This is a genomic window from Thalassolituus alkanivorans, from assembly GCF_020447205.1.
In the GTDB taxonomy this organism is placed as follows: Bacteria; Pseudomonadota; Gammaproteobacteria; order Pseudomonadales; family Oceanobacteraceae; genus Venatoribacter; species Venatoribacter alkanivorans.
On the sequence record NZ_JAJAEL010000006.1, the window covers coordinates 561456 to 580463 of the forward strand.

At 52.4% G+C, this 19008-nt stretch carries 15 protein-coding genes; 12 read left to right on the forward strand and 3 right to left on the reverse strand.

All coding sequences use genetic code 11. The features are described from left to right. Positions 1–104 precede the first annotated feature (104 nt). From LGT44_RS04470 to LGT44_RS04490, 5 genes are all read left to right on the forward strand, one after another. On the forward strand, positions 105–833 hold the full coding sequence (locus LGT44_RS04470; protein ID WP_145466438.1) for a response regulator: 729 nt from the start codon (positions 105–107) through the stop codon (positions 831–833). After that, complete coding sequence (locus LGT44_RS04475; RefSeq protein ID WP_230331604.1) at positions 830–1909, forward strand: ATP-binding protein; 1080 nt, start codon at positions 830–832, stop codon at positions 1907–1909. Before LGT44_RS04470 ends, LGT44_RS04475 begins: the two co-directional genes overlap by 4 nt. A gap of 239 nt (positions 1910–2148) precedes the next feature. Beyond that, positions 2149–3606 (forward strand): TrkH family potassium uptake protein, encoded by a 1458-nt coding sequence (locus tag LGT44_RS04480; RefSeq protein WP_408033926.1) that lies wholly within the window; start codon positions 2149–2151, stop codon positions 3604–3606. Between the two features lie 4 nt (positions 3607–3610). Further along, a complete protein-coding gene (locus LGT44_RS04485; protein ID WP_230331602.1) occupies positions 3611–5104 on the forward strand; it encodes a sensor histidine kinase in 1494 nt (497 codons plus the stop codon). After that, entirely contained in the window at positions 5101–5793 is a 693-nt protein-coding gene (locus LGT44_RS04490; RefSeq protein WP_225693039.1) for a response regulator, read from the forward strand. The genes LGT44_RS04485 and LGT44_RS04490 overlap by 4 nt, the downstream gene beginning before the upstream one ends. Positions 5794–5818: 25 nt before the next feature. Here LGT44_RS04490 and LGT44_RS04495 read toward each other — a convergent pair whose 3' ends face one another. Beyond that, the gene (locus LGT44_RS04495) at positions 5819–6838 is read right to left on the reverse strand and encodes an AraC family transcriptional regulator (RefSeq protein WP_230331601.1); all 1020 of its coding nucleotides are present in this window, start codon (positions 6836–6838) and stop codon (positions 5819–5821) included. A gap of 194 nt (positions 6839–7032) precedes the next feature. Here LGT44_RS04495 and LGT44_RS04500 point away from each other — a divergent pair, with 194 nt between their 5' ends. Next, positions 7033–8130 carry a fatty acid desaturase gene (locus LGT44_RS04500; protein WP_230331600.1) on the forward strand — a complete coding sequence of 366 codons (1098 nt, stop codon included), beginning with the start codon at positions 7033–7035 and terminating at the stop codon, positions 8128–8130. Positions 8131–8776: 646 nt separating this feature from the next. Here the strand turns inward: LGT44_RS04500 and LGT44_RS04505 are convergent. After that, complete coding sequence (locus LGT44_RS04505; RefSeq protein ID WP_230331303.1) at positions 8777–10015, reverse strand: phosphatidylinositol-specific phospholipase C domain-containing protein; 1239 nt, start codon at positions 10013–10015, stop codon at positions 8777–8779. Between the two features lie 208 nt (positions 10016–10223). Beyond that, positions 10224–10925, reverse strand: a complete 702-nt coding sequence (locus LGT44_RS04510; RefSeq protein ID WP_230331304.1) for a glutathione S-transferase family protein — start codon at positions 10923–10925, stop codon at positions 10224–10226. A gap of 172 nt (positions 10926–11097) precedes the next feature. Between LGT44_RS04510 and LGT44_RS04515 the strand changes: the two genes are divergently transcribed. From LGT44_RS04515 to LGT44_RS04540, 6 genes are all read left to right on the forward strand, one after another. Further along, positions 11098–11664, forward strand: a complete 567-nt coding sequence (locus LGT44_RS04515; RefSeq protein ID WP_225693034.1) for a (2Fe-2S)-binding protein — start codon at positions 11098–11100, stop codon at positions 11662–11664. Continuing rightward, on the forward strand, positions 11657–13909 hold the full coding sequence (locus tag LGT44_RS04520; RefSeq protein ID WP_230331305.1) for a xanthine dehydrogenase family protein molybdopterin-binding subunit: 2253 nt from the start codon (positions 11657–11659) through the stop codon (positions 13907–13909). The genes LGT44_RS04515 and LGT44_RS04520 overlap by 8 nt, the downstream gene beginning before the upstream one ends. Before the next feature lie 14 nt (positions 13910–13923). Beyond that, positions 13924–14892, forward strand: a complete 969-nt coding sequence (locus tag LGT44_RS04525) for an XdhC family protein (protein ID WP_230331306.1) — start codon at positions 13924–13926, stop codon at positions 14890–14892. Between the two features lie 71 nt (positions 14893–14963). Then, positions 14964–15566: a nucleotidyltransferase family protein gene (locus LGT44_RS04530; RefSeq protein WP_230331307.1), complete on the forward strand. Its 603-nt coding sequence runs from the start codon at positions 14964–14966 to the stop codon at positions 15564–15566. Positions 15567–16066: 500 nt separating this feature from the next. Next, on the forward strand, positions 16067–17143 hold the full coding sequence (locus LGT44_RS04535; RefSeq protein ID WP_230331308.1) for a dsDNA nuclease domain-containing protein: 1077 nt from the start codon (positions 16067–16069) through the stop codon (positions 17141–17143). Next, positions 17136–18881 carry an AAA family ATPase gene (locus tag LGT44_RS04540; RefSeq protein WP_230331309.1) on the forward strand — a complete coding sequence of 582 codons (1746 nt, stop codon included), beginning with the start codon at positions 17136–17138 and terminating at the stop codon, positions 18879–18881. Before LGT44_RS04535 ends, LGT44_RS04540 begins: the two co-directional genes overlap by 8 nt. The last annotated feature ends 127 nt before the right edge of the window (positions 18882–19008 follow it).

Below are 19008 nucleotides of genomic sequence, written 5' to 3' on the forward strand. Positions count from 1 at the left end.
CAGAACGGAATTATGACGGGCAACTGTTGCGATGAACTTGAGGCTTTGTGGAGAACTTATGGAGAGAGTGATAATGTTCGGCCGTTTCAGTGTCAGAGCAATCCATGTCCAACACTAATACTCCTGCAGGCCCGGCAACTCCGGCACTCGTGTTGATTGCCGAAGATGAAACCGAAATTGCCGATATCCTTATCGCTTATCTGCAACGCAGCGGGCTGCGCACGCAACACGCCACCGATGGTCATCAGGCGCTGGCCATGCACCAGACATGCAAGCCGGATCTCATGCTTCTTGATGTGCAGATGCCGCAACTGGATGGCTGGAATGTTCTGAACGAAATCCGCTCCCGGGGCGATACACCGGTAATTATGCTCACCGCCCTCGATCAGGATATCGATAAGTTAATGGGACTGCGTCTAGGGGCAGACGACTATGTGGTTAAGCCATTCAACCCGGCCGAAGTGGTCGCCAGAGTACAGGCCGTGCTGCGGCGTACGCGGAATCATACGCCTGCCACGGCACAGGTGTTGCGCGTCGGGCAATTTCAGATCGACCTGGACAGCTACGAAGCAAGCATCTTCCTTAATCATCAGCAGCAGAAACTCGATCTGACACTCACGGAATTCAAACTGCTCGCCTGCCTGATGCGGGCGCCGAAACGTGTTTTCAGCCGCGAAGAACTGCTGGTCAGCTGCCTGCCCGAAGGCGACAGCCTGGAACGCACGGTCGACAGCCATATCAGCAAATTGCGTAAGAAGCTTGAAGCCGCAGGGATTCAGGGAGTTCCCCTCAGTGTCTGGGGTGTGGGTTATCGTCTGGGGGATGATGTATGAAGCCAGTGGCCGGGTTACGCAGACAAATCATTCAGTCGCTGGCGCTGATGGCACTGGGCATCATTTTCCTGTCGGTGTTTGGTTCTTACGTATTCTATGCCATTGCAATGGCCTACCTGCCGGACAGTATTTCCGAAACCTGGGTACCTTCACGGGTGGAAATGATCTGGATCGTCTGCACCATCATTGCCGCTCTGGTGATGGCGTTGTTCGTCGCAGTTCGTTTGTCACGGCGGATTCTTACGCCACTGAACTCGGTGGCGGAAAGTCTGCGTGAACTGGCGGAGGGCAAGCTGGACGCCCGCGCTTTTATGGGGCGTTATTCTATGGGTGAAACCGCTCAGCTGGTGCGCGATTTCAATGCCATGGCCGAACGCCTGCAGAATATGACCCGCGAGCGCGAGTTCTGGAATGCTGCCGTGGCTCATGAGCTGCGCACCCCGGTTACCATTCTGCGTGGTCGCCTGCAGGGTTTGGCGGAAGGCGTATTCACTCCCAGCAGCGACCTGTTCCAGGGACTGCTGCGGCAAGTCGAAGGGCTGAACCGCCTGATCGAAGATTTGCGTGTGCTGAGCCTCAACGATAGCGGCCATCTGGAGTTACATCAGACCGAAGTGAAGCTGGCAGAGGAAATCAATGCGGTTATTGATTCTTTCGCTCCCCAGTTACACGCCAAAGGATTCAGGCTGAATCCGCTGCTCGATAGCACAATGCAGGTCTGGTGTGATGCCGTACGGATACGTCAGGCGCTCATGGCGCTGCTGGAAAATGCCTGTCAGCATGCCGACCCCGGAACCCTGACCATACGTCTTCATCACGCAGAAAATACATGTTATCTGAGCGTGACAGACGAAGGCCCGGGCATCCCCGACGACGCTGCAAACCATATATTCGAAGCATTCCACCGGGTTGAACCATCGCGCTCACGGAAAAGTGGTGGCAGCGGTCTTGGCCTTGCCGTCGTCAAAGCCATCACAGAAGCCCACAACGGCCATGCGCTCTGCCAACGCACAGCTCAGGGAGGAACAACCTTCACTCTTGCCTGGCCGGTTAGTGCCGCACCGGTGAGCCACTAATTCAAACAGAGTTATTACCATGACGGGCAACAAAATGCTCTGCGTTACCGCATCTGCTTTGTAGTAACGCTTCTGAAAAATAAATATCCGGATAACCTGCTCCGGTTACCGCCGCATCATCGCTTCGGCTTAGCTCACGGATTTCCCCTTACGGAATTTTTACGGCAACCCGCGCTTTGCTGTCTCGAATTTTTACAGCCTCCGGCCGGACAATAGCGTTGTTGCCTGTCCGCTGGGAGATGTGCTGCGTGTTAAGGCTTTTTCGTCCGGTTTTATTTGTCTGTGGTCTGCTGGCCTTTGTGATAGCCGCTCTGTTGCTGGTACCGGCCCTGTATTCTTTATTCTGCGGTGACGGTGAGTACCGCGCGTTCTTTCTTGCTGCCTGCATCGTTACGTTAATTGGCTGCACGCTGGTGGTGCCGGGCCTGAACCGTCCCTTTGCCTTAAACGCGCGCCAGTTGTATCTGCTGACCAGCCTGAGCTGGCTGATGCTGTCACTTTACAGCGCCCTGCCACTGATTCTCGCCAACCATCCGCTGAATTTTTCCGATGCCGTATTTGAGGCGGTGTCAGGCATTACCACGACGGGTTCTACGGTGTTGTCGCAGCTTAATACCCTGCCGCCCTCCATTCTGTTGTGGCGCTCAATGCTGCAGTGGATTGGGGGTTTTGGTGTGATTGGTATGGCGGTGTCGATTCTGCCGTTTCTGCGCGTCGGTGGTATGCGTCTGTTCCAGACTGAATCCTCCGACTGGTCGGATAAATCGCTGCCGCGTTTCCACGATCTCGCCCGGGCTCTGCTGTCGGTCTATTGTGGTTTTACCCTGCTCTGTGCATTTTGCTACTGGCTGGCGGGTATGACTCCCTTTGATGCCATTAACCACGCCATGACCACCGTTTCAACCGGTGGTTACGCCACCGATGACAGTTCCATGGGACGTTTTAACAGCACCATTCTGTGGATTTCGGTGGTGTTTATGTTGCTGGGGGGAATGCCGTTTACGCTGTTTATCCGCTTTGTGTCACAAAAGCGTCTGAGCGCACTGCGCGATCAGCAGGTGTACGGATTTTTACTGATCGTATTCGCCCTGATTGCCTTGCTGACCCTGCAATTATCGCTGACACAGGAACGTGATTTTTTTACCACGCTCACCCATGTAGCTTTTAATATTGTGTCGGTAATTACCACCACGGGTTATGCCTCACAGGATTACACCATGTGGGGCGTATTCAGTGTTTGTCTGTTCTTTTTTGTCACCTTTATTGGCGGTTGTTCTGGTTCAACCAGTGGCGGCATGAAGATATTCCGTTTTCAGCTGTCATGGCTGTTTCTGCGTGATCAGATGAATAAACTGGTGCATCCGCGCGGTACCTTTTCTATCCGCTACAACGGGAAAACCGTCTCCGACGATATTATGGTGTCGGCCGTCGCGTTCTCATTTTTATTCTTTCTGACCCTGACCATTACCAGTCTGGCGCTGGCGGCTACCGGACTGGATTTTGTTACCTCGTTTACCGGCGCCGCCACCGCACTGAGCAATGTCGGCCCGGGTTTAGGTGATATGATTGGCCCGGCCGGTAACTTTGCTCAGGTAACGGATGGCGCAAAATGGATTCTCAGTTTTGCCATGATTCTGGGACGTCTGGAGCTGCTTACCGTCATGGTGCTGCTGAGCCCGGTATTCTGGAGAGGATGATTGTATGCTGCTGAACGATAATAGCAGGTGGCGCTGGTCACACTGGCTACTGGCGCTGGCGGCGCCGTTACTGGCCACGCTGGTATGCTGGTTTTTTTCCGATCTTTTACCGGCCGCCAGCCTTGCTTTATTTTATCTGGCAGCGGTACTGCTCACGGCCGTCTCCACCGCCATCCGCCCGGCATTGCTGAGCGCGGTTGTCTCCTTTCTGTCGTACAACTTCTTTTTTACCGCGCCCCATTTCACCCTGTTTATTCTGCACCGCGAAGATATTCTCACCGCCTCTTTGCTGATTCTGGTCGCGCTGGTTACCGGCCAGCTGGCCGCGGGTTTACGGGAAAAAGTCGATGCCCTGCAAAGCAGCGAACGCTGGACCAAACAACAGATGATGCTGGCACAGTCACTGGCTTCCTGTGTGCAGGCCGGAGAACTGATTAATATTTTTCTGCAGGAAGTACAGGCCCTGTTCCGACCCGATTTATTGGCACCTGACACCCAGTCCGTTGTCCACACCCGCGCCAGCAACGAACGCAACGGTGTTAAGAAAGGCAGTTTAAGCAGCCACTGGAATAATCATTGTTTTCATATCGTGCTGTGCGACAACGATCAGCATCTGCACGAAATTCAGTTACCACTGAAAACGCCGGTGAATGCCTGGCTGAAAACCCGTATTGAAGCCACCGCCGAAATTCTGCGCCTCGCCTGGAGCCGGGTATTACTGGTCGAAAATCTGCAGCAGGAAACCGTGATTAAAGAGCGCGAACAATTACGCTCGGCCCTGTTGTCATCCATTTCCCACGATTTACGCACACCACTGGCCACCATGATCGGATCGGTCAGCAGCCTGTGTGATTTGCGCCCAAGCCTGAGCGAAGCACAACAGGATGAACTGTTAAAAAATACACTGTCGGAAGCACGCCGCCTCGACCGTTATATTCAGAAATTACTGGATATGACCAAGATCGGTCAGGGTGAATTAAAACTGGAGCGCGACTGGGCCGGCATCGACGATATACTCAGCGTTTCTCTTAAACGCCTGCAGCCATTACTCGACGGCCAGCAGATTATTACCCACATAGACCCGGAATTACCCCTGCTCTACGTCCATGCCGCACTGCTGGAACAGGCCACCTTTAATGTGCTGGAAAATGCCGTGCGCTACACCCCGGCCGGTAAAAATATTCAGATTAATGCCCATGCCAGCGGCAACCGTCTGCTGATTGATATTGCCGACTCCGGGCCGGGTATTCCGCCAGAACACTGGCCGCATATTTTTGATATGTTTTTTACCCTCGCCAAAGGCGATCAGCAGACCGGCGGCACCGGCCTCGGCCTGACCATCTGTCAGGGAATTCTCGCCGCCCATGGTGGCAGCGCCAATATTCTTTACAGCTCCGCAGAACAGGGCACCTGTTTCCGCCTCAGCCTGCCTGTGGATAATGCCGTGCCTGGAAACAATGCTGAGCCTATGGATAACACCAACCGGGGAACGCTATGACGCGCATTCTGATCATTGATGATGAACCGCAGATCCGCCGCTTTTTAACCATCAGTCTGGAATCGCAGGGCTATCAGCTGAGCGAAGCCGATACCGGCCGCCGCGGGCTTGAACAGATTGCGCTGGAGCAACCGGATCTGATTATTCTTGATCTTGGTTTACCCGATATCGATGGCCAGCAGGTTTTGCGTGAATTACGCACTTTCTGCGAAACGCCGGTCATTGTGTTATCGGTGCGCAACAGCGAACGGGAAAAAGTCGAAGCACTGGATAACGGCTGTAACGACTATGTGGAAAAGCCCTTCGGCGTAAAAGAATTACTGGCCCGCATCCGTGCGGTACTGCGCAGCACCAGTGGAAAAGAACAGGCGCCCATGGGCTACGACGACGGTCATTTAAAAGTGGATTTACCCTCGCGCACCGTCAGCGTTGATGGTGAGCGCATCCGCTTTTCACCGCGGGAATATGAATTATTGCTGGAGCTGATCCAGCACCCGGGGCAAATACTGACGCAGCAATATCTGCTGCGCAAATACTGGGGTGACAGTCATATTGAAGACAGCCATTACCTGCGTATTTTTATCCGCCAGATCCGAAATAAGCTCGGTGACGACCCGACCAGACCTGCTTATATCGAAACCGATGCCGGCGTTGGCTATCGTTTTATTGGTGAATTAAAAAGCCTCTGAATACCTCAACGCTGAATCTGCCGTATCAGCGCCGCCGGTATTGCTGAGGTGTCATACCGCTCCAGCGTTTAAAGGCTTCGCGGAAACTGAGCAGATCTTTAAAGCCACAGGCCCTGGCCACAGAGCTGACTTTCTGTTGCTGGTCATCCAACAGCAGCATGGATTTTTTCAGTAATTCTTCATCGCTGATCTGGCGGAAGGTCAGCCCCGCTTCCTGTAATTTTCGTCTTAATGTGCGCGGCGAAAGATTTAAACCGGCGGCAACATCATCTAATGCCAGACGTTGTTCGCTGCCCTGGATCAATGCCCGCACCTGCCAGCCGATATCACCCTTCTGTACCTGCAGCACCCGTTTCAGTTCGGCCTCGGCCACCAGCATGGCCTGTTGTTTGGCTGCCGGATTCGCCAGAGGCAGGGGCTGATGCATGGTATCGCGGTCGATGCAGAAACCACTGACCGGTGAATTAAACTGCACCTTAGCGGCAAAATAACGTTCATAGTCTGCCGCGTGAGGTGGTGGCGGATAATTCAGACGAATTTCAGTGAAATAAAATTCGCGGCCCAGTAATTGAGCAATCTGTACCTGCAGGCTGGTGAACAGCATTTCATGGGCAAACACCGAATTCAGCGGATATTCCATGCCCTCGCGTTTGCGCACTTCAATATCATAACTACCCTCACGCATCGCGGCCGTCAGGGTAAAACGGCTGCGCAATAACACCCGCAGCTGATTGGCGGTAGCCAGTGCATCGCCCAGGGTTTTACTGCTGAACAGCGCCGCCGACAATAACCCCCAGCGCGACAGATTCAGCGCCTGCCCCAGTGACAGACCAAAATCCGCACGCGCCGCCAGGCGATAAAGATTGCGGTAAATCCGGTCGAACTGCTCCGACGATACCAGCGAGCCGGCCCGGCTCAGCTGTGCTTCATCCAGCCCGGTACCAAGCAGCGCCTGCGCCGGAACAATACCTTCGCGGCGCATAAACTGCTTCAGCAGAAACAACTCTGCACCGGGGTAGATTGCCTGTTGCTGTAGCTGGCTCATCGTCTTTCCTGAGTGGTGTGCGGACCATAAACCGGGTCTTTCGGACAAAAACCATAGGGTTTAAGGCCATTTAACGCTTTTAAGGTAGCCTTAACAACCGGATTAGCGGCTAATACATTCTGAACCGGCGGCCATTTGCACTGTTTTACCGCAGCCGCCGGAGTGACAGGATTATCCGCAACAGGAAACAGGTTATGAGCATAATAAAAAAATATATCCCGGATTCACCGGCGTCCGGGAAAAATACGCTGCAGCAGTCCGATGCGCAGCGTATTGAAACCATCCGCAGCGTTATCCGTGCTGCCGGTGATGATGCCCGCCGCCGCTACCCGATTCTCGCTAATCAGAATCTTATTGGTATGAGCGTTTTTCTGTTTGCCATCAGCGCTATTCTGCTGACGGGCTTTGCTTACTGGCAGGGCATGATCAGCGCTTGGCTGTGTATTCCCGCCGTTGCCTTTTTAACCTCGCTGCTGCATGAGCTGGAGCACGATTTAATTCACTGGCAATACTTTAAAAACAACAAACTGATTCACCATTTAATGATGGCCGGTGTGTGGATTTTCCGTCCGGGAACAATTAACCCCTGGATTCGCCGCCACCTGCATTTTCTCCATCATAAAACCTCAGGTACCGAGGCCGACATCGAAGAGCGCGGTATCGGCAATGGCCGCACCTTCGGACCACTGCGCTGGCTGATTATGCTGGATACCTTTGTTGGTAATTTCACCCGCGCGCTGGTCGAAGCGCCGAAGGGTAAAAAGCTGTATCACGCTGCCCGTGTGCTGGCCGCGAACTTTCCCCTGCCATGGATCACCGCCAGCATCTGGTACAGCGTACTGGGCTACCATGCGATTAATCTGATTGCGCCTTATTTTGGTGTTATTCCGGCGTGGTCGGCCGAAACCCTGACACGCTTTGAACTGCTGGATAAATGGGTGGTGGTATTAATTGCACCGTTTTATCTGCGCTCGTTCAGCATTAACTTTATCAGCTCGAATATGCACTACTACGGCAACGTTAATTCCGTACTGCAGCAAACACAGGTATTAACCAACCCGCTGTTCTGGCCGCTGCAGGTATTCTGTTTTAATTTCGGCAGCACCCACGGCATTCACCATTTTGTGGTTGGCGAGCCCTTTTATATCCGCCAGCTGACGGCCAGAGCCGCGCATAAAGTGATGCGTGAGAATGGAGTACCGTTTAATGATATGGCGACCTTTAAACGCCGTAACCGTTATCAGCCAGCGGCTGAACGTGTTGTTGGCGAGCAGGTTAATGCTGGTGTTTAACAACAAGTTTTAGAGAAGCTTGCAAACAATAAAAAATCTTCATTTACGTAATACTGTTCACTCAACGTTTTAAATCATTTTGAAACGCCCAATGCCTCCCAGGGGAACTTATCCCCTTGCCGGCGGGCCGACCCCAGCTTCGCGCTGTGCAGGCCTTTTTCCTCCATTCAGACCACCTCGGTCACGGCAACGCGGATAATGGGCCATCCATGGCCCTATCCGCTCGCTCTGCATCCATGCAGAGACGTACCGGCTCAGTGCTCTTCATTCCGGCGTCCTGCAGGCGCATTGATTATTCCTCCAAGCGGCTTTTCAGAACGGACATTATTGTTCGATAAAAACGGCGTTACGGCTGAGATAAACCGCGCCTCTGGGCCCGCCGCCATGAGCGATAGTTTTTAAGATCTGTCTGGCATGGATGCCAGACAAGCGTATGTGGCCATGGATGGCCAATATACGCGTGGTCAGTAAAAACCGAGTGAATAAGGATCACGGGCCAGAAAGCGCAAAGCAGGGGCCCGGGGAGAAGTTCCCCGGATTGGGGCGCAGGGGCTTGCCCCGCAAAGGCTGTTCACATGCAATCAACCGGCTGGTTAGTGAACCGTATTTTGCCTCTGCAGGGCTTTTACTTAATCAGGCAGCAAACTCAGTTCGCCACCCACTTACCTTCCTGCGCACGGTCAGAAGCATTCAGCCACACATGGCTCATACCACCTTTAACCGCTTTCAGCGCTTCATTGGCCTTGCTGTTGGTCGGTACAGCAAAGTGGTAGCTGCCACCTAACTGTGAACAGGCTTGCGCACCATCGGTCCAGCGACCAGCCCAGGCGCTGATCGCCCAGTTGCCGTTGTTGTCTTCACAGGCAAAGTGATGGTTGCTGTTACAGTCTGCGTCATCCCAGCGGCCATTACCCCACTGCACGGCGCAATCCTGATTGCCGTTGTAGTTATTCGGCTCACCGTTATCCCATGACCAGACACCGGCTGCCATACGGCCGTCGTTATAGGTCAGCTTGTCGAGGTTGACGATATTCACGCCGTTTTTAAACGCCTGCACCACGTCGGCACTTTCGATACGGCTCACAGCACCACCGGTAAAGAAGGCACCAATGGCACCCACGGCGGTGCGGTCTTCCCAGGTACGGCCAATGTCACCCAGCCCGGTAAAGGCGAGGTTTTTCATGCCGCTGTTATCCGAGCAGCCACCGTCTTTCCACAGCACAACCTGTTTACCGGCGGCACGTACCTGAGCTTTGGTCAGGTTGGATGGGATGCTCTTACAGCCATTGCTGGCGTAGATTTTTCCGTTCAGTTTGCTGTTCAGAATGTTCAGCAGTTCCTGATGATGACCATCGGTGTGATCTTCAAAATACAGAATGATCACTTCCTGCGGGTTTTCGTTCAGCCAGTTGGCCACTTCCTGCACACCATCGCTGACGCGGCGGTCGGTCAGGCTGCAACCCACATGCAGGTCGCCCCATTCGGCACCAATTCCGGAATGACACAGCAGCAGGTCGGTACCCCACTCCCACGGCCAGCCGTGGGTATGCGCAGTCCAGTGTGCATCCAGCTCGATAAAGCGCGCGCCGATACGCAGCTGATCGTAGATGGAGTGCTTCTGCTGCGGATCAATATAACGGGTCGGGTCGCTGTAGACCGAGGAATTATAGGTATTGTGCGAGCCAAGCATGCTGTTATCCGCCAGCGGCGAATTCATATCGATACTGCGCTGATGAGCCAGTGCTTTGCCGGCCCAGCTGTTCTGAAAATCGGTAATAGGGTCGCTTGGCGGGGTTGAACTCATGGCCAGCGCACCGGCGGAAGCCAGCAGACCAAAAGAGAATGCGAGGGGTGTTTTCAGGGGTGTTTTAAGAAGGGCTTTCATAGGGTCACCTGTGCAGAGAACGAGCGACCTCCGCTTCAGAGAAGTCAGAGGTTATTATTATTTTTACCAACAATATAGAACCATCGTTCTATATTTCTGGCCTGTTTTTACAACAGTCGCTCTCTGCTGTCAGCCCTCTTTCTCTGCCTGAGCCGCAACTGGCCCGGATTGATCCACCACAGGTCCGTTATGACCCGATCTGTCCTGTTTATTCAGTGGCTGGCTCACCGCTGCGTGCCAGCCACAGCTGGATTTGCGGATAGCCCTGCAGCGCCTTTTGCCCCTGTGGCGTCGCCGCTATCGCCTGTAACTGTACGGCCACGGCAATGTCGGCCAGCGTTAGCTGTTCCCCCACCAGCCAGTCGCGCCCATATAACAGGGCATTCAGCATCTGCAGGTGCTGATCGAGTTCCGCTAACACCTGCGCCAATGATTTACGCCCCATGCCCTGGGCTTTCAGCTGTTTCATCATGGTTGCCGGCACTATCGGCCGGGCAATGGCGGCAAACCAGGCCGGATCGGCGGCACAGACACGCCCTGCCCAGTAGCCGCGGTTTTCTTTCACCGCAAAGCGCAGGTACACCTCAAGGAAATACAGGCTCTCATCGGCCCAGTCTTCCCACAGATGCACCTGTGCACGCTGCTGTTCATCGTCTGGTATCAGTGGCACAACCGCCGGAAAACGCCGCTCCAGTTCACGCACAATCAGGCTCGAATCCGCCATGCGCTCGCCATCCAGCTCCAGTACCGGCAACTTACCCTGCGGACTCAGACGCCTGACCTCGCCCAGTTGTGAACCCAGCGCGCCGATATTGTGAACCTGATAATCCAGCCCTTTGAGCTGCAGCACGCGCCGGACTTTGGCGCAGAATGGGGATATTTCGTACTGATAAAGCACGGCATTGTTCATGGCTTAACCTTATTTTTATTCGATGGCGAGACTCACAGCCGCGTCAATCCGGCGCGCTGAGTGCTGGTCAGTGCAACGGTGCATTTCAACTGTTTACTGATTTTAATTCAGTGGTAACCTTGGGTCACTTAGAGTTTTACCCATCCGAAAAATAAGCGACAGGCAGGCAACCATGATCAGGCTGACCGTAAATGGTGTGGAACACACACTGGATGTTGAGGGCGATACCCCACTGTTGTGGGTGGTACGCGATGTTCTGGGCTTAAAAGGCAGCAAGTTCGGCTGCGGTGCGGGCCTGTGTGGCGCCTGTACCATGCATCTGAATGGTCAGCCAATCCGCACCTGCATTATGCCGCTGTCGGCGGTTGCCGGGCAGAACATCACCACCATCGAAGGGCTGAGCCCGGCCAACGCCACGCCACAGCAGCTGACGCCGGTACAACAGGCCTGGCTGGAGCTGAACGTACCGCAATGTGGCTACTGCCAGTCCGGACAGATCATGGCCGCCACCGCCCTGCTGGCCAGTAACCCGAATCCCAGCGATGCCGATATAGACAACGCCATGAGCGGCAATATCTGCCGCTGCGGTACTTATCCGCGCATCCGTTCTGCCATTCATAAAGCGGCGGGCATGATGAGCGCCGCCGTCAGCCATCCGCAGGCAGCGCGCAACGGCGAGCTGTTCAGTGAAGTCACTCTGCCGCAAGCGACCAATTCAGAGGAGCTGAGCCATGGATAAGTCCTTACGCACCAGCACCTATACCAACACCGGTCTCAGCCGCCGCTCCTTCTTAAAAGCCAGCGCCCTGTCATCCGGTGGCCTGCTGCTCAGTGTTGCCCTGCCCGGCTGTACCGCCATCGGCATGAAAAATCAGGGCATGGTCAGCGCCGGCGAATGGCAGAGCAATGCCTGGCTGCGCATCGACACCGATAACCGCATTACCTTTATCCTCGACCGCGTAGAAATGGGTCAGGGCACCTATACCGGTCTGGTCACCCTGCTGGCCGAAGAGCTGGAAGTCGACCCCGCGCTGGTACAGGTCGAGTTTGCCGGCGTCGGCAGCGCCTACGATAACCCGCTGTACAAACTGCAGATCACCGGTGGCTCCACCAGTGTGGCCAGCAGCTTTAAACGCATCCGTCTGGCCGGTGCCAGCGCGCGTGAAATGCTGAAGCAGGCCGCCGCTCAGGTCTGGGCGCTGGAGAACACCAGCACCCTGCACTGCGACAACGGTCAGGTGATTCACAGCAACGGTAAAACCCTCAGCTACGGCGAACTGGCGAGCATTGCCGCCACCTTTGCCGTACCGGAAGACACCGCGCTGAAGTCGCCGGATGAATACCGCTATATCGGTAAATACAACAAACGTCTGGATGCCCTGCAGAAAGTAACGGGCCAGGCTGTCTATGGCGTCGACGTTGAACTGCCGGGCATGCTCTATGCCGTAATCAGCCGCGCGCCGGCCTTTGGTGGCACGGTAAAAAACCTCGACAGCAGCGCGGCCAAAGCCGCCAGCGGTGTGGTTGATGTATTCCCGCTGAAAGCCGCCGGGCGCTCAGGAGTCGCCGTGGTTGCCCGTTCTTACTGGCAGGCCCGTAAGGCACAGCAGTTACTGCAGATCGAGTGGCAAACGCCGGAGGTCGCGCCCAGCAGCGACGCCATTTTTGCCCAGTACGCCCGTGATCTGGATAACGAAGACGGTGAACAGGTACGCGACGACGGCGACTTCGACGCTGCCGCCGAACAGGCCGCCAGCACCTTAACCGCCGAGTATCAGCTGCCCTATCTGGCCCACGCCACGCTGGAACCACAGAACTGCGTGGTGAAGGCCGACGCCGATGGTATGGAAGTCTGGGCGCCAACCCAGTCGGCCAGCATGGCGCGGGTCGCGGCCGGTAAACACAGCCGCTACAGCCTCGATGACATTGTGATTCACACCACCTGGATTGGCGGTGGTTTTGGCCGCCGTATCCTGCAGGATTACGTCGCCGAATGCGCAGTGATTGCCGACCGCCTGCAACAGCCGGTGAAGCTGATCTGGAACCGTGAAGAAGACACCGCCCACGACTGGTATCGCCCGGCCAGCCTGCATCGTCTGCAGGCAACGATTGGCGCCGATGGCAAAGCCAGCGGCTGGCAGCACCGCATTGCTCATCCGAAAGTGTTCGAGTGGTTTGTCGGCGATGCCGCCCCGGCGCAGTATCCCTTTATGCCGAAACTGATGTTCCCGATGCTGGCCGGTGCCGGCAAGCTGGGCGAAGGCATTCTGGCGCCGAAAGACAGCTCCGGCTACGAAGGCGCCAACGACGTACCTTACGCGCTGGGCAATATCGACGTGCGCTTTATCCACAGCGAACCCGGCGTACCCGTTGGTTACTGGCGCTCGGTGGGCTTCTCGCACAATGGCTTTGTGACCGAGAGCTTTATCGACGAACTGGCCCACCAGCAGAAGCAGGACCCGCTGAACTTCCGCCTTGAGCTGCTGGCACAGCATCCGCGCGCGCAAAGCCTGCTGCGCCGCGTTGCGCAACTGGCCGACTGGGGCCGGCCACTGCCGGGCTGCCATCAGGGCGTGGCGATTCATAAAAGCTTTAACACCTGGGTCGCACAGATTGCCGATGTGCAGGTTGAGGGTAAAACCTTCAGCGTTAAGCGTGTGGTCTGCGCCGTCGACTGCGGTCAGGCGGTTAACCCGGATATGATCCGCGCGCAAATGGAAGGCGGCATTAACTTTGCCCTCACCGCCGCACTGTACGGCAATATCACGCTGAAAGACGGCGCCGTACAGCAGAGCAACTTCCACGACTACGCCCTGCTGCGTATGCCGGAAGCGCCGCAGATTGTGGTCGATATTGCCGACAACCAGTACGATCCGACCGGTGTCGGTGAACCGGGCGTGCCGCCACTGGCACCGGCGGTGGCCAATGCGCTGTTTGCCGCCACCGGCCAGCGTCTGCGTCGTCTGCCGTTGCAGCTGGCGTAAGGCTAAGAGCACGTATGCAGCCGTCTGCTCCAGGCACTGATCAGCATGTACTGCACTCCGCCGCGCAATGGCTGAGTGCCGGCAGCCCGGTCTGGCTGGCCACTGTGGTTGCCACCTATGGCAGCAGCCCGCGTCCGGTGGGCTCGCTGCTGGCCTGGTCGGCCGACTTCGGTATGGCCGGTTCGCTGTCCGGTGGCTGCGTCGAAGAAGATCTGATTGCCCGGCTGCGCGCCGGTCAGGTGGATGGCAGCCAGCCACAGCTGCTGCTGTTTGGTGATAATGCCGCCGAGCAGGCGCGCTATCGTCTGCCCTGTGGTGGTCATCTGCAGATATTGCTGCAGCGTTTGGGTAAAGCCGATCTGGCCGGTATTCAGCAGATGCTGGCCTGGCTGAGTTCACGCACGCCCTTTGTGCGCGAGGTGAGTTTGCATGCGTCAGAGCAGCGCCTGACACTGTTGCAACATGATTCTCCGCAAACCTGTCGGTTAACCTCTGAATGCTTTATCCAACCGTTTCAGCCGTCGTATCAGCTGTTGATTGTCGGTGCCGGCGAAGTCGCCCGTCACCTGGCGGCACTGGCACAACCGGCCGGTTTTGCCGTGACCATCTGCGATCACCGCGAGGAATTCCTGCAGGGCTTCGACGCCCCCGGCGCCGAGCTGCTGTGCGCCATGCCCGATACCCTGATCAGCCAGCGCTTTGCCGATTCGCACAGCGCTATTGTCGCGCTGGCCCACGACCCGCGCCTCGACGATATGGCCATGCTCGACGCCTTCGACACCCAGGCCTTTTATATCGGCGCCATGGGCTCGCTGGCGACCTCCGCTAAACGCCGTGAGCGCTTAACCGGGCTGGGCGTCAGCGCTGCTCAGCTGCAACGCCTCCATGCGCCCATCGGTCTGGATATCGGCAGTAAAACGCCGTACGAAATTGCCCTGTCGGTGCTTGCCCACCTGCTGGCGGAACGTCCGCAGCGCAGCTAATACGGCGTATTCCCTTTGGGCCTGCTGTGGTACTGTCATCAGCCTTCGATTGTGCGGAGCACTGTCTGAATATGAGCAACACCGATGCCCCGATTGGCGTGATTCTGTTAGCCGCCGGTAAGAGCGAACGCTTTGGCGGCGACAAGCGTCTGGCCGAAATCCGCCAGCCACAGGGTACACAGCAGCCGATGCTGCTCACGACATTACAGCAGATCCGCGCCAGCGGTTTACCGCTGTTTGTGGTGCTGCGCCCCGGTGACCAGCAATGGGGCGATGCTCTGGATAAACTCAGTATCGATTGGGGCATCTGCCCGGAAGCGGCACAGGGCATGGGCCATAGTCTGGCCTTTGGCGTACACGCCACCCAGCACTGGAATGGCTGGCTGATTGCGCTGGCCGATATGCCCTTTATCCAGCCAGCCACCTATCAGCGCGTGGCCGCAGCCCTTAACCAGCACAAAATTGTACGCCCGATACTGCAGCGCACAGACACAGGCAAAACCCTGAACGGCCACCCGGTCGGCTTCAGCCGCAGCTACGCCTGCGCACTGACTCAGTGTCAGGGTGACGAAGGCGCCCGCCGCCTGCTGACCGACAACCCGCAGGATGTATACCTGCTGCCACTGACGGATAAAGGCATAGTGCAGGATATTGATCGGCCGCAGGATTGCTGAGCTGCTATCTCTGTCCTCCTATTCCACGAGCTATGGCCCACGACCTCTGGCCCCCGATCTCAATCCCTCCCCGCCTCCTACGTGCAAAACCAGTACTTTATACCTAGTCAGCAATGCTGATTTTTCTGTTATTAATACGACCTGCCTATCTGGCCCGGTGAAGACTGGGGTAAAGGCAGCGGTGACTGCAGCAGTGAAGGCGGGGAGTGAAGGTAAACGGCAAGCGCTGTTGTCTGCCCGCTCAGATGTAAAGAGGTGCTGAGCACCCAAAGCGCAGATTTTTCAGTCCATACGAAATCCGGCACGTTTTGCATTTGTGTGTGCGCGTTTTTCTGGAAGGGATTGTTGAATTGTGGGAAATTTCTCCGCTTGGTCAACGAGTTATATGGGGTTCTCGAATGACTTTTTCGGAATTAATGCGCATGCACATTAACAAGCTTTTAGCTTTCTTTCGCGATATTTAAAACATGGTAAATTGAAAAAAATCATGGAAGTAATTTATGGTAAATAGTAATGCGGGTGTAGATGGTGGCTCTGGCTATTCGTTCCAGCGCTGCTGCGTTGTCTTTCTGTTATTTGAAGACTATGAAGATATCAACTCAAATAATTACTTTATATGCTTGGAACACCATGAAGATTTTTTATTCGCATTTCTGGATGACAATGGACAGTTAAAGAAAGTTGATACATACCAAGCAAAGAAGTCAAGAGATGACTGGAAAACAGATGACGAACTTTGCGAAATTATTGGCAAAATGACAATGGTAGGAAAGGAGCTTGTCAGCGACCCTATTGAAAAATCTAATGATTATCGACACACACTGAACTTTCTCACCAATCGAAGCATATTGCTAACAAGCAAGAAAGAAAAAGGTGAGAAACAAGATAAAATTAAAGTCCAAGTTTCAAACAAAAGAAAAAAATATTCTGATTTATCGGATAAGATCAAGAGCAACATTGAACCTCGTATTTGCCAATCGATACTTGAAACCACTCAACTAGAGCACGTTTATTTTCAATATATTGATTTTGCACAAAGCCACAAAAACTGGCAAAGAGAACTAAAAGGCTTGGCCATTGAGCACTTTGGTAACGAGGTGAACGATCACGAGGCTGTGATTTCTACATTAATGCAATTATTAGAAGATGTAGCGCAAACATATAATGATGACAATAAAGTTCTTTTGTCTGATCGAAGCAAAAGAGTCACCAAAGACAAACTAAATGAAACATTCAGAATGTTCACTGAAAGTAGAAAATCTTTTGATTTTTGGAGAAAGTATTCAGAGCAAATCTCAGCTCAACTGAATTTGAAACTCCCAATACGTCGAAGAGCCAAAGAATTACTTGAAAATTGCTTTGATTACTTTAAAGACATCCAACAAATTGAATATCGAAAAATTTATAAATTTGTTGAAGAAAGAACGGATATTGATGAGTTACATGTGAGTGAAGCTGATTGCATTGTAGATTTATATCGCCTCTATCAAGAAGAATTTCAACCTAGACTAGAAAGTCATATGGTTTCTTTCGCAGTAATTGCAGCTTATGTTGAGACAAGAGGGATGCATGTCTAATTTAATTTTGAAAAATTTATTGGTTTACTCACCAAATGATGAGAAAGGATTTTACACAGACTTCAGTGAATCAGTAAATATCGTTCATGGTCGAAATACTTCAGGTAAAAGCACTCTTATTCAGTCAATTATTTATGCCATGGGGATAAATGATTCAAAAGATCATCTAAGTGACATTAATAGTGACGGTGTTTTTTTTCGTCTTGAATGCGTTCTAAAAAATAACAAAGAATATTTTGATCTGGTGCTTGTTCGTTCAGATGATACCTTGGTTTTAAAAAAAGGTATTGAGCCACCTATCAGGTTTGATGGTATCAATAGCAATAATTCTTTTGAATATGGCAGATATAAAGATATTTTTTCAAAACTGATTGGTTTTGATATGGTCTTACAAAAGCAATCAGAGTTAATAAGCGCACCACTAGAAGCTGCGCTATTACCCTATTATGTATCTCAATCAGTAGGCTGGGTTTATATACGCGAATCAATTGGAGACTATAGGTTTTACAAGGATTTTAAATTCGATTACTTGGATTATTATCTAGGCATTGCAAGTGGTCATAAAAGAATAAACAAATACAATCTTGAGAAAGAAAAAAGGGAGCTGAAATTTGAGCTGAGTCAACTTGACGCTTATGAAGATAAAAATGAAGATTTTAGAGTATCTAAACTACTTGATGAACGTTTTAAAGGCAAAGCTAAAAACTACTTAGAAGACTACCAACTATTAAATAATGACTTATCTGAAAAAGAATCTGATCATACGAAATTATGCAACAAGCTAAGTATGCTGAGAGGTCGGCAAAAGGTATTAACACAAATAATATCCAATATAAAGAATCAAAAACCAAAAATTGATCAATGCCCTACATGCAATCAAAACCTTCCTGGGGATTTGAAAGAATTCTACCTCTACAGCCAAGATATTAATGACGCAACAAAGGAAAAGAATAAGGTAAAAGAACAAATTAAAGAAATCGCTGCGAAATTAAATTCGATCGAAAATGCCATATCGACGCTTAGAAAAAAAATAGCGAACGATTATGCTTTGCTGCGGCATTTAAAAGCGAGCGATATTACATTCGATTCTTGGCTGGATCATAACACAAATCTACGAATGTCAAAAAACATCGCAACCAAGAAGACATTTTGTCAAAAAAGAATTGATAAAATCGATGATGATCTAAAGCAAATTGGAAATGGTGTTGATATAGATGTTCTGAGGAGAGCTAAGGAAAAAGAGTTTTTTTCTATATTCAAACGCAATGCCTTAGCTTTAGGCGCTCAACTGCCAAAAGAAGACAAATATCATCACTTATATTCTTTAAACGCATTTCCCTGTCAAGGTGTTGAGCTTCATAAATTATTAATGGCTTATAATTTTTCGTTTTATGAAATGGTCATAAAAAACCAGAGTGTTCATAGCTTTCCATTTCTTCTTGATGCTATTTTTAAAGAAGATATTGATACAGAGAGTCGAGGTAATATATTCAACTTCCTCTCCCATGAAACCAAAACTAGTGGACAGGTTATTTTTTCTGTCGCCGAATACAAGGGTGATGGAACTTTATCAACTCCACTTTTTGATGTCGAGGGCATTAAGAGCAAATATTTTACTACTGATACAAAATTAATATGCATTGGGGATAGCAAAACAAAACGATCATTTCTATCCAAATCAGCTGTTATACATAGTGAATTAATTAACGATACAATAAGTTTGTTGGAAGTTGTCTAATGTAATCTTACCGCGCTTTAACGGACACCAACGTCAGACTGACCAGGTGTCCAACGCTCCAATTTAAACAGCCAGTCAAGATCCGGCAGTATTTAAATACGTTTAAAACCAGGCACCTCCCCTGACA

Coding starts and splice junctions, on each gene's coding strand:
- LGT44_RS04530 (WP_230331307.1), top strand. CDS start 14,964: ATGAGCAACACCGATGCCCCGATTGGCGTGATTCTGTTAGCCGCCGGT.
- LGT44_RS04505 (WP_230331303.1), bottom strand. CDS start 10,015: ATGAAAGCCCTTCTTAAAACACCCCTGAAAACACCCCTCGCATTCTCT.
- LGT44_RS04480 (WP_408033926.1), top strand. CDS start 2,149: ATGTGCTGCGTGTTAAGGCTTTTTCGTCCGGTTTTATTTGTCTGTGGT.
- LGT44_RS04495 (WP_230331601.1), bottom strand. CDS start 6,838: ATGAGCCAGCTACAGCAACAGGCAATCTACCCCGGTGCAGAGTTGTTT.
- LGT44_RS04470 (WP_145466438.1), top strand. CDS start 105: ATGTCCAACACTAATACTCCTGCAGGCCCGGCAACTCCGGCACTCGTG.
- LGT44_RS04515 (WP_225693034.1), top strand. CDS start 11,098: ATGATCAGGCTGACCGTAAATGGTGTGGAACACACACTGGATGTTGAG.
- LGT44_RS04520 (WP_230331305.1), top strand. CDS start 11,657: ATGGATAAGTCCTTACGCACCAGCACCTATACCAACACCGGTCTCAGC.
- LGT44_RS04540 (WP_230331309.1), top strand. CDS start 17,136: ATGTCTAATTTAATTTTGAAAAATTTATTGGTTTACTCACCAAATGAT.
- LGT44_RS04535 (WP_230331308.1), top strand. CDS start 16,067: ATGGTAAATAGTAATGCGGGTGTAGATGGTGGCTCTGGCTATTCGTTC.
- LGT44_RS04490 (WP_225693039.1), top strand. CDS start 5,101: ATGACGCGCATTCTGATCATTGATGATGAACCGCAGATCCGCCGCTTT.
- LGT44_RS04510 (WP_230331304.1), bottom strand. CDS start 10,925: ATGAACAATGCCGTGCTTTATCAGTACGAAATATCCCCATTCTGCGCC.
- LGT44_RS04485 (WP_230331602.1), top strand. CDS start 3,611: ATGCTGCTGAACGATAATAGCAGGTGGCGCTGGTCACACTGGCTACTG.
- LGT44_RS04475 (WP_230331604.1), top strand. CDS start 830: ATGAAGCCAGTGGCCGGGTTACGCAGACAAATCATTCAGTCGCTGGCG.
- LGT44_RS04525 (WP_230331306.1), top strand. CDS start 13,924: ATGCAGCCGTCTGCTCCAGGCACTGATCAGCATGTACTGCACTCCGCC.
- LGT44_RS04500 (WP_230331600.1), top strand. CDS start 7,033: ATGAGCATAATAAAAAAATATATCCCGGATTCACCGGCGTCCGGGAAA.